The 14,469-nt window shown below is 41.8% G+C and carries 10 protein-coding genes; 8 read left to right on the forward strand and 2 right to left on the reverse strand.

Translation table 11 applies throughout. The features are described 5' to 3' along the window. From HMPREF9074_RS05500 to rpe, 8 genes are all read left to right on the forward strand, one after another. Positions 1 to 2,319 (forward strand): tetratricopeptide repeat protein (locus HMPREF9074_RS05500; RefSeq protein ID WP_232297128.1); only part of this gene is annotated, 2,319 nt, incomplete at its 5' end. 140 nt (positions 2,320 to 2,459) lie between these two features. Beyond that, a complete protein-coding gene (locus HMPREF9074_RS05505) occupies positions 2,460 to 3,761 on the forward strand; it encodes a cation:proton antiporter (protein WP_009389291.1) in 1,302 nt (433 codons plus the stop codon). A 22-nt stretch (positions 3,762 to 3,783) separates the two neighbouring features. Further along, complete coding sequence (locus HMPREF9074_RS05510) at positions 3,784 to 5,631, forward strand: GNAT family N-acyltransferase (RefSeq protein ID WP_009389290.1); 1,848 nt, start codon at positions 3,784 to 3,786, stop codon at positions 5,629 to 5,631. A 15-nt stretch (positions 5,632 to 5,646) separates the two neighbouring features. Further along, complete coding sequence (locus HMPREF9074_RS05515; protein WP_009389289.1) at positions 5,647 to 6,360, forward strand: hypothetical protein; 714 nt, start codon at positions 5,647 to 5,649, stop codon at positions 6,358 to 6,360. 18 nt (positions 6,361 to 6,378) lie between these two features. Continuing rightward, positions 6,379 to 6,819, forward strand: a complete 441-nt coding sequence (locus HMPREF9074_RS05520) for a DUF4268 domain-containing protein (RefSeq protein WP_009389288.1) — start codon at positions 6,379 to 6,381, stop codon at positions 6,817 to 6,819. 17 nt (positions 6,820 to 6,836) lie between these two features. Next, a complete protein-coding gene (locus HMPREF9074_RS05525; protein ID WP_009389287.1) occupies positions 6,837 to 7,388 on the forward strand; it encodes a TlpA family protein disulfide reductase in 552 nt (183 codons plus the stop codon). Positions 7,389 to 7,538: 150 nt separating this feature from the next. Continuing rightward, on the forward strand, positions 7,539 to 9,008 hold the full coding sequence (gene sufB, locus HMPREF9074_RS05530) for a Fe-S cluster assembly protein SufB (protein ID WP_009389286.1): 1,470 nt from the start codon (positions 7,539 to 7,541) through the stop codon (positions 9,006 to 9,008). 25 nt (positions 9,009 to 9,033) lie between these two features. Beyond that, positions 9,034 to 9,681, forward strand: coding sequence for a ribulose-phosphate 3-epimerase (gene rpe, locus HMPREF9074_RS05535; protein ID WP_009389285.1), 648 nt, complete (start codon positions 9,034 to 9,036; stop codon positions 9,679 to 9,681). A 60-nt stretch (positions 9,682 to 9,741) separates the two neighbouring features. Here the strand turns inward: rpe and HMPREF9074_RS05540 are convergent, their stop codons facing one another. Together HMPREF9074_RS05540 and HMPREF9074_RS05545 are read right to left on the reverse strand one after the other, a co-directional pair. Further along, positions 9,742 to 13,263 carry a 1-acyl-sn-glycerol-3-phosphate acyltransferase gene (locus HMPREF9074_RS05540; RefSeq protein WP_009389284.1) on the reverse strand — a complete coding sequence of 1,174 codons (3,522 nt, stop codon included), beginning with the start codon at positions 13,261 to 13,263 and terminating at the stop codon, positions 9,742 to 9,744. A gap of 146 nt (positions 13,264 to 13,409) precedes the next feature. After that, complete coding sequence (locus HMPREF9074_RS05545) at positions 13,410 to 14,405, reverse strand: glycosyltransferase family 2 protein (protein ID WP_009389282.1); 996 nt, start codon at positions 14,403 to 14,405, stop codon at positions 13,410 to 13,412. Positions 14,406 to 14,469: the final 64 nt, after the last annotated feature.

Raw genomic sequence — 14,469 nt, forward strand, 5'->3', positions numbered from 1 at the left:
TCTATCTTGTTAGTAGCCAATGCATACGGACAAGATAGTAATATGAGAAAAATTATGCGCCTCGCCGAGAAAGGCGACGCCCAAGCCCAAATGGAGCTGGCTGATGCTTATTTTAATGGCAAAGGCGGATTAAAACGCTCTTTCCAAGATGCCGTAGTATGGTTAGAAAAAGCGGCTGAAGCAGGCGATGTCAATGCTCAATACCAAATAGCCCAGTGCTATATGGAAGGAAAAGGTGTAGCTAAATCTGAAGAAAAAGGGGTAGAATGGCTCACCAAAGTAGCCGAAGGCGGCAATGCCGATGCGCAACGCCAGTTGGCATTATGCTACCGCGACGGGCGTGGTGTAGCACAATCTAACGAAAAATACTTCTTCTGGATTGAAAAAGTAGCCGATGGTGAAAAACCTGAAACTCAATTGGACTTAGCCAAAGCTTACTACGTAGGCGATGGAGTAAAAAAAGACCTCAATAAAGCGCGTTTCTGGGCTGAAAAATCATCAGCTAAAGGCAACTTAGAGGCTGAATATCTATTGGCTAAATGGGCTTATGAAGCTAGTCCTAATAGCCCCGACGCTCTACAAAAGCTAATGAAAGTCGCTGAAAAAGGCAATCCTGAGGCACAAAACGCTATTGGTCAGGCTTACCTCAATGGTAAAGGCGTAACCAAATCCGAAGAAAAAGCAATAGAATGGCTCGAAAAAGCAGCTGCCAAAGGTAGTGCTGAAGCCCTATACACTATGGGTAACTTTTATTTCTACGGCAATAGCCCTCTTATTGGCAAATTCTACAAAAAAGCGATTGAGTATTACAGCAAAGCAGCTGCTAAAGGCGATGCCAATGCGCAACGCCAATTATCTGTTTGCTTGTATAATGGTATAGGAGGCACTCAGTCTTACCGCGATGCTTTCAACTGGTTGTCAAGATCTGTAAACGCTGACCCTACCCCTGTAACAGAAAATAACTTAGGGGTATGCTACACTACCGGAAACGGAACCAGAGCTTCTATACCTCAGGCTATGGAGCTTTTCCAAAAAGCAAGCGAAGCAGGCGATGCTATGGCACAGTATAACTTAGGTTCTCTCTTGTTAGAAGAAGGACAGTTAGATGTTAAGAAAGGTTTTGAATACCTCGAAAAATCAGCTGCTAAAAACAACCTTTTAGCACTAAAAAAATTAGGCGACTTATACTATAATGGTAAGTACACTAACCTAACACGCGAACGCGGTTTTGAGTATTACACCAAAGCAGCTCAACAAGCGCCTGCCACTGCTACTGAAACTTTAGATTACTTCTTCCAACAGCAAGACGAAGTCTATTCAGAGGTGCTTTACCTGCTTTCACAATGTTATGCTGAAGGCAAAGGGGTTAAAAAATCAAGCAAAGAAGCCGAAATGTGGGCTATCAAAGCCGCTGATTTATCTAATAAAGCTGCTTTCGACTACCTCTTAAAGAGAATAGAGGCTAACGACCCTAAAGACCCTGCTTCAGTAAATGCAATCCTAACTGTAGCCGATGGGTATTTCTATGGAAAAGGTGCTAAAAAAGAAAATGATAAGGCTTTTCAGCTATACGAAAAATTAGCTAAGCAAGAGAATTTAGTAGCTCAAAAACGTTTAGTAGAGTATTATTCTGATGCGAAAAACCCTAAAAAAGACGCTGAAAAAACACTCTCTTGGCAAGAGCGTATCGCTAAAAGAGGGGATGCAGAAACACAGTACCAACTCGGTAAGTACTACCTAACCTTGGTACCCGATACAGCCTCTAATACCACATCAACCCCTGCTAAACCAGCACAAGCAGCAGCTACTGCTACAGCAACTACTCAACATAACACCCCTTCTATTCGTCACCGTTCGGCTATGAAAGCCAATGTTAAGTTTACAAGCAAAGAAAAGCCGATGAAGTATATAAACGAAACCAAAGGGGTACAATGGCTTACAAAGGCTTCAGAGCAAAACTACGTACAAGCACAGAACGAACTTGGTAAGTATTACAGTGCTAAACAAGACTTTGGTCAGGCTCTAAATTACTACCAAAAAGCAGCACAACGCGATTTTGCTGAGGCACAATGCAACCTTGCTAACTGCTATTACAATGGTACAGGGGCAGAACGTTCTTACGAAAAAGCTGCCGAACTATACCGCCAATCAGCTCGCAATGGATATCCTATTGCTCAATATCGCTTAGCTCACTGCTACTTTCACGGTGAAGGTATTGGTCAGTCAGACGACCGTGCTGCCGATTGGTTCGACCAAGCTTGCGAAAATGGTGTACAAAGAGGCTGCGAAATGCTAAAAGTAGTAGTCGGAAAAAAATAAGTTTTTAACTAATACTAATTTTAATATAGCCGGAGGTCATAGTTCAAAATATGCCCTCCGGCATTTTTTTGTGTTAAAATCATAAGGCGGTTTTTGCCATTTATTATTATTTTTGTATTTTTGCCCGAAATAAAATTATTATGGAGTTATACTACGCTTTTTCTGTAATTATCGTTCTAGCGGCATTGTTCTCATACGTAAATGTACGTTATGTGAAACTGCCTATGACCATAGGTATTATGGTCATCGCTATGATGGTATCCGTAGGGGTTCGCCTCTTCGGAGGTGAGATATTTTCAGGATTATCGCATAAGTTAGAATCTCTATTACAAGGCTTTGACTTTACCGAAATACTGATGGGGGCAATGCTTAACTTCCTGCTTTTTGCCGGTGCTTTACACATCAATATCTCAGACCTAAAAGAGTATAAACTTCCTATTTTCACTTATGCTACTATCAGCGTAGTGCTTTCGGCGTTCTTCGTGTCGCTTTTGTTGTACTACATAGCTCCGCTGGTAGGCATTCACATACCTTATGTGTACTGTCTGCTTTTTGGTACGCTCATTTCGCCTACCGACCCCATCGTAGTATTGGGGGTATTAAAACAGGCTAAAGTACCCAAACGCATCGAGACTAAAATAACAGGCGAATCGCTTTTTAATGATGGGGTAGCCGTAGTAATGTTTGCCGTAGTGCTCAAATTGGCTACCGATACCTCGTTTGTACCTTCGTTCAATACCATTACCAAGCTCTTTTTACTCGAAGCAGGTGGGGGTATTTTCTTAGGGGTACTATTAGGTTGGCTAGCTTCAGAAATGATGAAGAAAGCAGACGACTATCACGTTAGTGTGCTCCTTACCTTAGCGGTAGTTATGGGGGGCTTCTTAATAGCTAAGGCTTCCCACGTATCATCACCTTTGGCAATGGTGATTGCTGGTTTATTTATAGGCAATGTGGGCAAGAAAGCCAATAGCGAGGAAAATAAAGACTACCTCGAAAGGTTTTGGGCAATAGTAGACGAGATTATGAATGCTATTCTATTCCTATTCATAGGTTTTGAGATGCTGCTAATCAAGAATTTAGACGGACAGTTTCTCTTAGGCGGAATAGCTATCATAGTGTGTTTATTAGCGCGTGGGCTTTCTATTTATATCCCTGCCAAAACGATACTTCGCAAAGTAACTACCTACTCACGCGGCTCACTTATCACTATGGTGTGGGGGGGTATACGCGGAGGCGTATCTATCGCCTTAGTACTCTCAATTCCGGCAGATAAAGCTGGCATAAAAGAAACATTATTACAAATTACTTATATAGTAGTACTATTCTCTATACTGATACAAGGACTTTCGGTAGGCAAGGTAGCGAGCAAGGCACTGTACCGCGATGAGGTAATGACAAGACTGAAGAGGATAAAGCAAATACAAAGAGCAAAACAATAATACTACTTTAAAACAGAAAGAAATGCAAAAAGATAAAGGTTTAGTGAGTGCCAAAGAAGTAGCTGCGGCCATCAATATAGATAAATTAGGATTTCTGGGTACCTTTGGGGGGTGGACGCTGATGAAGCTGCTACGCCTCTCAAAGCTCAATGATATTTATAACCGCACCAAACACCGCCAAGGGATAGACTTCCTCAACACACTATTAGATGAGTTTGAAATAAAATTCGAGATACCAGAGGAAGATTTCAGAAATATCCCCAAAGAAGGGGCATTCATCACTATTTCTAACCACCCATTAGGGGGGATAGATGGCATTTTACTGCTTAAACTTTTGGTAGAAAAACGCCCTGACTTCAAGATTATTGCTAACTTTCTGCTACAGCGCATCGAGCCTTTAGCTCCTTATGTGCTGCCTGTAAATCCGTTTGAAGACCGCAAGAACGTAAAATCAAGCGTATTAGGCTTTAAACACGCTATCGAACATTTACGCCAAGGACAGCCTTTGGGCTTGTTCCCCGCAGGTGAAGTATCTGTTACCAAAGAAGGGCAGCTAATGGTAGACAAGCCTTGGGAAGAGGCTGCTATGAAATTGGCACAAAAGGCAAAAGTGCCTATCATTCCTATCTATTTTCACGCTAAAAACAGCAAGTTATTCTACTTTTTAGCTAATATTAGCGATACGCTGCGTACGGCTAAGTTGCCTTCAGAACTGCTCACTCAGAAGGAGCGCACTATCTATATACGCATCGGAAAGCCTATTTCACTTGCTATGCAAGAAGAGCACCCCGAATTAGACGACTATACCGAGTTTTTGCGTAAGAAAACATATATTTTAGCCAATGCTTTCGAGCAAGACAAGAAGTTTTTGCCTTTGTCTAATGTACTGAGCATCAGCAAAGCTCAACCCAACCCTCAACAAATAGAAGCCCCTATACAGACTGACCTGATAGAGAAAGAAATAGATAACATCACCAAAAAAGATTACCGCCTACTAAAGAATAACAATTATGAGGTATTTCTCGCTCCTTATGAAGAGATACCCAACATAATGAAGGAAATAGGTAGGTTGCGCGAGATAACTTTCCGCGAAGTAGGCGAAGGTACTAATGCTTCGTCAGATTTAGATAAGTTCGACCTTTATTACCGTCACCTTTTCTTATGGGATACACAAGCAAAGAAATTAGTCGGGGCTTACCGAATGGGCTTAGGGGCTGAGATTTTCCCTAAATACGGCATTGAGGGCTTCTATACCCACGATTTATTCCGTTTTGAGCCCGAACTCTACGATATGATGAGCAAAACCATAGAAATGGGGCGTGCTTTTATCATTTCAGAATACCAACAGAAGCCTATGCCGCTATTTTTGCTCTGGAAAGGGATAGCTCATACCACTTTGCGCTATCCAGAGCACTCATATCTACTCGGTAGTGTGAGTATTAGCAATCAGTTTTCTAACTTCTCTAAGTCACTAATGATTGAGTTTATGAAGTCGAATTTCTACGACCCTTATATCGCTCAATACGTGCGCCCTAAAAAGGAGTTTAAAGTAAAGCTGAAAGATGAAGATAAAGACTTTATTTTTGACGAAACCAAAGCCGACCTTAATAAGTTTGATAAGATTATTGACGAGCTCGAGCCGGGCAACTTGCGCCTACCAGTGCTCATCAAAAAGTATATCAAGCAGAACGCTAAGGTTATCGCTTTCAATGTAGACCCGTTGTTTAATAACTCGGTCGATGGGCTGATGTACATCAGAATAGCCGACCTACCTGATAGCACAATGAAGCCTGTAATTGAAGAATTTCAAGCAGAACTCGAGGCCAGAGACAATGCCAAGAATGAGAGTAAAGTAGAAAACAAACAATAGAAGTTTTTTAGATATATGAAAAGAATCATATTATTTGCAACCATAGCACTGCTACAAGTGGTAGCAGTAGCACAGACGGTAGTCGTACCTAATAAGTTTGCTTTCTTAAAGAGTGATAACGAATACCAGCTAAATATACTTACCAAATTCTTGATTGAAAAACAAGGGTTTAAAGCCTATATGGAAAACGAAGTGCCTGCGGAATTGCTAAACACCCCTTGCAATCTACTCAAAGCTGATGTGAAAAACGAATCAAATATGATGACTTCTAAACTCAGATTAGTGCTAACCGACTGTGCTAATAAAGAAGTTTTCAGTTCTGAAGTAGGTAAAAGTAGAGAAAAAGAGTACAAAAAATCATACCAAGAGGCACTGCGTAATGCTTTAGCCGGAAATGCTTTGGCTACTTTCAGAAAACAGTATCAGCAACCTCAATCGCCAAAACCTTCTCAGTCATCAGTTAATGAAACTCCAGAAGAAGATTCTATTTACCAACTCAATGCTAAAAAAGTAGGCGATTTGTACGAGTTGCGCTGGCGACATAATGATGAGTTATTTTTAAAAGCTAGAAAGACTATTACCCCCGACCTATATGTAGCTTATGAGGTAGCCAACCATAAATTTGGCATAGTACAAAAAGATGGCTCAACTTTTTACAGAATCACCTTATACACAGAAATAGAGGGGAAAGGCACTGCCGTTCTGGCATCAATTAAATTTATTGAATAACTAAAAAAACAATCTTACTTGTATTCTAAAGCTGAAGCAAAAAAACTACGCGAAGACTTCTGGACTTCCTTTGGCAAGTCGTTCCCCCGGAAATGGACGCTATACGACACTAAAATAAAGGATTTCAGTTTTAAGTTTTCATTCGACCTGAAAAAGGCACGAGTACTCATCGCTATAGAAGATAGCGATAAAGAAAAGCGCGCCTTGTATTATAATAAAATGCTTTCGCTGAAGAACATCTTGCAAACTGATTTTCTACCCGATGCTATCTACGAGGAGCATTTAATATTAGACAATCAGAAAGAAATAAGTGCTATATACATCGAAAAAACAGGTGTTAGCATTCATAACAAAGCAACTTGGCAAGAGGTAATGGTATTTTTGAATGATGGAATGGCACAAATAGAGGCTTTTTGGGCTGAATATAAAGATATTATTGTAGAGAATGACGAATTTTGATAAAATAAAATAGTTTTATGAAACGAAGAACCTTTTGGAATTTATTACTTATCCTTTTTGTGATTTCTTTTTTTGTAACACCATTAGGATATGAAAGTAAAATATTGCTGCAACGCATTTTTGCTAGTTCAGTAGATATTATACCCGAAAATCAAGCACGCACCATCGACTTTGATTGGCAACTGAAAGACCGCGATAATAAGCAGTTCAATTTTTCACAAACCAAAGGAAAGAAGCCTGCTTTTGTATATTTCTTTTCATCGTGGAGAGGTATCAGTATTGCCGACCTATATGCAGTCGAAAAGCTATATGATACTTATAAAGATAAGGTAGATTTTTATATCATCACCAATGAGTTACCTACTCCTGTAGACGAAATGATGCAAAAACGCAACTTTCACTTCAAAGTTACCTACCTAATTATAGGCGAGAAAATGCCTTTCGACCCTGAAAAAATACCTTCGGGCTATATAGTTGATAAGAACGGAAAGGTTCGTGCTGAGAAAGAAGGAATAGCGCGATGGAATAGCGATGCAGTACACCAACTGATAGAACAGCTCTTACAATAAGTGTTTTTTATTTGTAAGTTAAAAATAATTATAGCAATAGTATTTTAAATTCAATCTAAAATACTATCTTTGCGCGCTGTTTGAGAAATAGACAAAAAGGTCGGTTAAAATCAGATAGCTAACACACATATAATTATTCAATAGATAAAAATGGCTAAATATACAGAAGAAGAACTTAAAGAAGAATTAGAAAATAGCGAATACAAGTATGGCTTTTACACTGATATTGAGTCGGATACATTTCCTAAAGGGCTCAATGAAGAGGTAGTAATAGCCTTGTCGAAAAAGAAAAACGAACCCGAATGGATGACTGAATGGCGATTAGAGGCTTTCAGAGCATGGCAAGCTATGGCTGAGCCACCACATTGGGCTAATGTACAGTTCGAAACTCCTAACTTTCAAGACATTGCTTACTATTCAGCCCCTAAACAGAAACCTAAGCTCAACAGCCTTGATGAGGTAGACCCTCAGCTTTTAGAGACTTTTGAGAAATTGGGTATCTCACTTGAAGAGCAAAAACGCCTTGCAGGGGTAGAAGACAAACCCGCAGTAGCTATGGATGTAGTAATGGACTCGGTGTCAGTAGCTACTACCTTTCAAAAGACCTTAGCCGAGCGAGGTATTATCTTCTGCTCAATGTCTGAAGCTATACAAAAGCACCCCGACTTAGTGCGCAAGTACCTCGGTACAGTAGTCCCTAAGACCGACAACTTCTATGCAGCTTTAAACTCAGCTGTCTTTTCAGACGGGTCTTTCTGCTATGTACCTAAAGGAGTCCGCTGCCCTATGGAGCTCTCTACCTATTTCCGTATCAATCAGGCAGGTACAGGGCAGTTCGAGCGTACTCTTTTGATAGTAGACGAAGGTGCTTACGTATCTTACTTAGAAGGTTGTACAGCCCCCAGACGCGATGAAAACCAGCTACACGCAGCCGTTGTAGAGCTTATAGCAATGGAAGGTGGCGAGATAAAGTACTCTACTGTTCAAAACTGGTTTCCTGGTGATAAAGACGGCAAAGGCGGTGTTTACAACTTTGTAACTAAACGCGCTTTAGCAGAGAAGAATGCTAAAATATCATGGACGCAAGTAGAAACAGGGTCAGCCATCACTTGGAAATACCCTTCAGTAGTGCTAAAAGGTGATAATTCTATAGGCGAATTTTACTCTATAGCGGTTACTAACCACTTTCAGCAAGCTGATACAGGTACTAAGATGATACATTTGGGCAACAACACTAAATCAACAATTATTTCTAAAGGAATTTCAGCAGGAAAATCACAAAATAGCTACCGAGGATTAGTAAAAGTAGTACCAAAGGCTAAGAATGCCCGCAATTTCTCTCAGTGCGACTCATTACTGATGGGCAATAATTGTGGAGCACATACTTTCCCTTATATAGAAGCTAAAAACCCTACGGCACAGATAGAGCACGAGGCAACGACCTCAAAAATCGGTGAAGACCAGATTTTCTACTGCAACCAGCGCGGTATTGATACCGAGAAAGCCATTTCACTTATCGTAAATGGTTTTGGCAAAGAGGTACTAAATAAACTCCCTATGGAGTTTGCCGTAGAAGCTCAAAAACTTTTAGAGATTTCATTAGAAGGAAGTGTAGGTTAATTCTCAATTATTAATTGAAAAAAATATGATTCTTTCACCTTCATTACTAGCAGCAGATTTTGGCAACCTGCAACAAGCTGTGCAGATGGTCAATGCCAGTGAAGCCGATTGGTTCCACATTGATATTATGGACGGGGTATTTGTACCTAATATTTCATATGGTATACCAGTACTCTCGGCTATCAATAAGCACGCTACCAAGCCATTAGATGTACACCTAATGATTATCGACCCCGACCGCTATATCAGTACCTTTGCAAAGCTGGGTAGCCACATACTCACGGTGCATTACGAGGCTTGTACTCACTTACACCGCACGCTACAAGCTATCAAAGCCGAGGGTATGAAAGCAGGGGTTGCTCTCAATCCTCATACGCCTGTCACTCTGTTAGAAGACATTATCAAAGATGTAGATCTTCTCTTACTAATGAGCGTAAACCCAGGTTTTGGGGGACAGTCATTTATAGAAAACACCTATAAAAAAGTACGACAAGCTAAAGCGCTTATCACGCAAGCGGGAGCTAATACCCTTATCGAAATAGATGGAGGCGTAACCCTAAGCAATGCCAAAGCTCTTGTAGAGGCAGGTGCCGATGCCTTAGTAGCAGGTAGTTTCGTGTTCAACGCTGCTAATCCTACCCAAACAATAGCAGAGCTAAAAGCAAAAGCCTAAAAAACAAAACTATATAATATAATAACTTTGTCAAAGTTTCAGGACTTTGACAAAGTTTTTTTATACCCTTTTTCTAACTACTTCAGCCCCAATAATCTCTATATCAAAAGACTCGTCAGGGCGTGCTTTAAGGTATTGCAGTTTGCGTATATGCACAAGGTAACTCTGCTGGGCTACAGCTCGTTTCTCATCATCTTCTATTACTGAAACAATCTCACGCTCTGGGTAAGTAAGCAGCAACAAAAAGTCTAACTGCCCATAGTCATCAGCTATGTGTAATATACGCGCTTTAGCAGGCAGACTACGGCTCAGTTGGTAATATTGGGCTGCGTGAGCAGTGTAATCAGCTTTTACCACCCTTACTACTTCAATATCTTTATACAGATAGTTCAACTGCAATTTCTGCTTCAGATAATTGACCCCCTCTAAGCGTTGTCGCAACTGAGCAAACTGCTCACGGAAGTACGCCCCCACCTGCTTAGCTTTCTCACGCGGGGTAGTACCAAATTGGGTATCATCAGGAGCGATAGGTTCAGCAGCTACTATAGTAACTGCCCCGTCATAAATGATAAAATCTCCTTTAGGCAGTACTTCTGAAGTACCGTGAATATACACCGGCACTATAGGTTTCTGCAAAGTATCCGCTATGTAGAATGCCCCCTGATGAAAACGATGAATGCGATTACTCTCCGAGCGTTTCCCCTCCGGAAATATCACCACCGAAATCCCTTCTTGTAAGTGCCGCTGCAGCAAAGGCATTCCTTTTTCTATACCCTCTGATGCCGGATAAGCCCCCATAGCGCGAAGGTATCTACCAAAGATAACCGAGCGGTACACCCAATCATTTACCACATAACTCAACCGATGGCTATATAGCTCCAACGCAAGCGTATCGAGCCACGAAGTGTGATTGGCTATCACTACCGAAGGCGTATCGGTATTGAGTAGCTGGCGATTCTCCACCCGCTTGCGCACCCGCCAATTAGAGAAGAGCACCGTAGCGGCTAAGACCGATGAGAGCCTGCGTAGCCAAGGCTTGCTGCGCGGAAAAACAGTAGCCAGCACCCAACCTACATTGCTGAGAATTACTGACGACAAAGCATAGTAAGAAAGAGAAAATATAGAGTGCAGCAACAAACGCAAACTAACCGGAGAAAGCCCTTTTTGAGGTCTTCGGAAGATAAAAAACTTAAATATAGTAGGATAAAACACAAAAGTAATAACCAAAGCAGTAAAAATACCCAGCACAGACACTGATGCTATCGACCTGAGCGCAGGATGTTTAGCAAAAATAAGCGTCCCTATCGCCAAAAAGGTAGTAATAGAGGCTAATAATACTGATACTTTATAAACAGGAAGCTCATTTCTGCCATTAGTATAGTCTTTTTGTAGGGCACAAGTCATAAAAATACTAAAATCAACGGAATGACCGAGCACTAAGGTACAGACTATCATACTAAAAACGTTAAATTCTATACCGAAAAAGTACATCAACGCAGCCGTAACTACCCCTGTCACCCCAATAGGAATAAGAGTGAGCAGCACTAACTCTATACGCCTGAAAAAAAGCAATAAAATAAGAAAAATAGCAATAGAAGAATAATTTACCAATAGCAGTATATCGTCTTTAAGCTTACCCAAAAAAGTCTCGCTAAGGTTCTTGCGGTCTATCACTATAGCCCCTATGCGTTGCTCTATCTGCTCAACAAAACGCGTATGCTCACTATCAGTTAGCTTCACAAGGTTAGCAAGGGTATAAAAACCGTCTTTTTCTGTGATAAAATCATCTAAAGGAAGTGCTGAAAGAGCCTTATAATCGTCTAAAGAGCGTATAGGCTCAAAGTCAGTAGTAAGAAAATCGAAAAAAGGAGCATAAGTACTCTCTTTAAAGCCATATTGAGCGCCCAACTGCTGCAATTGTGTGCGCAAAGCCTCCTGACGAGCTCCCGACCAGAACGTTTGCCAACGCTTAATGCGCTTTTGCTGCTCCGTTTGGGGCAAAATAAGGGCAGCTACCGAACTAAACTGCCTAATGCTATCGGTTGCCTTCAGATGCTGCAATTGCTGGTATAAGCGGTAGTTATGCGTTAAGGCTTCTTCCAAACTATTGCCATAGGCAGCTGCGTACACCGATTTATACTGACTATCAGTCAGTTGTTCTAACTGCTGCTGCGCTACCTGATAGCGCGGATTTACATAATTAATACTGACTATATCGCCATTAAACTTCACTTTCTGAAAGTAGAAAAAACTCACCCCTATCAGCAACAAACACGCGCCTACTATCCACTTATTGCGGTGGAAAGGGTAGCCCCCTACCCTATCAAGAAACGTACGGCGCACCGCCACCCCCTTATCAGCGCGGTAAAGATGCGGCACTAACACCAGAGAGAGCAAGGCCGAAACCATAATGCCAATAAAGGCAAAAATGCCCAAATCTTGCATCACTTCTGAATGGACAAACAGCAAACAGAGAAAAGAAATAGCCGTAGTAATACTGCTGAGCAGTATAGGCACCGTTACAGCGCGATACAATTCCGAAGCCGTTTTGGCTACCTTGTAATGAGTGAGTATATGCAGCGAATAGTCGATAGTTACCCCTAATAACACCGCTCCTAAACTGATAGAAATAGCAGAAATACTACCTTTAAGCACATACAGAAACGCCAAGGCGGAGAGCACCCCAAACACCGAGGGGATAAAGGCTATAAGGGGTATATACACACTGCGATAGAAGAAAATAAGCAGTAGGCAAAGCACTGATAAAGAGATGAGTACAGTAGTGAGTATATCCGTTTTTATCTGAGTAGCATTGCTAACCGATATAAACGGAGCACCAAAAAAGTGTATCTGCAGCTTTGCCCCATAGTGTTGCTGTAGTTGCGCTTGCAGCTGTTCGAGCTGTTGCACCAAAGCCGTATTGTGCTCGGTATCATTGCCCTCAAAACGGGGAGTGACGAAAAAGAGCAAATGCTGCTCGTCTTTGGTAGTCAGAAAGCCATTCGTGAGTTTGAAGTCCGTCCCTATATTGAGGGCTTGTAACTTCTGCAATCCTTTGAAAGTGAGGCCAAAAGGGTCAGTGCGTATAAACGATTGGGCTACCATACCCGCAGGGGTAAGCATCGTCTTGTAATGCGCCTGCACCAAAGCGTTAAGGCTATCGGGTTGCATACGTGCTGCCAGCGAAGTGTAATCGTCTTCCGTGAGGAAAAGCGGCAAATGACTATTGACAAACTGCCACGCACTCTCTACCTCCTCATCAGCTACAATACCCTGTACCCCAGCTATATAGGGTTGAAATGCCTTAGTATTCAGACTATCAACTATAGCAGTTGCGGCTGCCTGCATATCGGCAAGCGACCCCTCTTTAGCCGAGAGTATCACCGAAATCTTATCAGCAAAATTGAGCTGTTTAAGCACTTTTGAGGTCAGAGTGGTCTTATCGTTCTGCGGAAGCACTTTGGTAATATCTTCCTCAAAGCGCAGCCTACTCACGCCCCATAGCGCTATAAGCAGCCACGCCGCCAAAAAAGCAACCGCCGCCAGCTTATGCCTGACTATATATTGATAAATAATATTCACTTTCTGATTTTTGATTTTAAAATAAGTTTGATACCGCTCTTACCCAAGCGAACGATGAGCGAAGGTTGAGCGAAGGATAAGCGAAGGTTGAGCGAACAATGAGCGAAGGATAAGCGAAGGTTGAGCGAACAAACACCAACTACTCCTTAAGCAAAAAACAACTTCGGAAACAACACCTCCATAGGCTTCTTAACTAAGAAAATCTTCAGGGTAGCCCACAGAAAACCAAACCCATAGCTAAAAAACTGTACTAATACTGCCCAAACGGACATCAATCCTATCTGAATGCTACCATTTTCGCGAGCACTATCCCACGCTATAAGCACAAAATAACACAGATACACCAAAAGAGCCCCTATATACCCGCACAAAGCCAATAATATGGCCCCACAAAGCCCTAAAGCAAAGCAAGTAGGTAGCCAAAAAGTGATTTTGCGCGTATGCGGATGCCAATGGTTGAGAATCGCACGTGTTTGTCCAAACTTACTGACTTGCTTCTGAAATTTCTGCCAAGAGATACGTCGCTTGTGAAAGACAAACGCCTCGGGTATAAACGCCGTCTCAAAACCCTTTCCCCATAATCTAATCACCAAGTCTGGGTCTTCACCAGGGTGAATCTTACCAAAACCACCAGTAGCCTCAAAAGCCGCCCTCGAAAGCCCCATATTGAAGCTGCGCGGCTCAAAACGCTGCACCCCACGCGCACTACCGCGTATGCCCCCCGTAGTGAAAAACGAAGTCATTGTATAATTGATAGCCTTTTGTACCTTAGTGAAATGCTCGTCAGCCGTATCAGCTCCTCCAAAACAATCTACATAATGCGCCTGCAAATAGTCGTCTACCGCCTCTAAATAATGAGGTGGCAAAAGGCAATCTGAGTCTAAAATGAGAAAATAATCGTACTTGGCGTGGCGCATACCATAATTGCGCGAGTCACCGGGACCTGTATTAGGCTTAGCCAAATAAGTAATTGAAAGCGAAGATTGGTATTGCTGACAAATCGACTCTGATGAAATGGTAGAACCGTCTTCTATCACTACTACCTCAAAATCAGCGGTATAAGTCTGCTCTGCAAGGCTCTTCAGCAGTTCGTCTAATTCGTCAGGACGGTTGTATACAGGAATGATAAAACTGTATTGCATCTGTTAAAGTATTGTTAAAGTTTAGTGCTTTTGTAACATCTTGATTTTCTTGTACGTATAATAG

The sequence above is a fragment of the Capnocytophaga sp. oral taxon 329 str. F0087 genome (genome assembly GCF_000213295.2).
In the GTDB taxonomy this organism is placed as follows: domain Bacteria; phylum Bacteroidota; class Bacteroidia; order Flavobacteriales; family Flavobacteriaceae; genus Capnocytophaga; species Capnocytophaga leadbetteri_A.

Excerpts from the sequence above, each read along its gene's own strand:
- HMPREF9074_RS05505 (WP_009389291.1), top strand. The coding sequence starts at position 2,460 with ATGGAGTTATACTACGCTTTTTCTGTAATTATCGTTCTAGCGGCATTG.
- HMPREF9074_RS05510 (WP_009389290.1), top strand. The coding sequence starts at position 3,784 with ATGCAAAAAGATAAAGGTTTAGTGAGTGCCAAAGAAGTAGCTGCGGCC.
- rpe (WP_009389285.1), top strand. The coding sequence starts at position 9,034 with ATGATTCTTTCACCTTCATTACTAGCAGCAGATTTTGGCAACCTGCAA.
- HMPREF9074_RS05525 (WP_009389287.1), top strand. The coding sequence starts at position 6,837 with ATGAAACGAAGAACCTTTTGGAATTTATTACTTATCCTTTTTGTGATT.
- sufB (WP_009389286.1), top strand. The coding sequence starts at position 7,539 with ATGGCTAAATATACAGAAGAAGAACTTAAAGAAGAATTAGAAAATAGC.
- HMPREF9074_RS05545 (WP_009389282.1), bottom strand. The coding sequence starts at position 14,405 with ATGCAATACAGTTTTATCATTCCTGTATACAACCGTCCTGACGAATTA.
- HMPREF9074_RS05515 (WP_009389289.1), top strand. The coding sequence starts at position 5,647 with ATGAAAAGAATCATATTATTTGCAACCATAGCACTGCTACAAGTGGTA.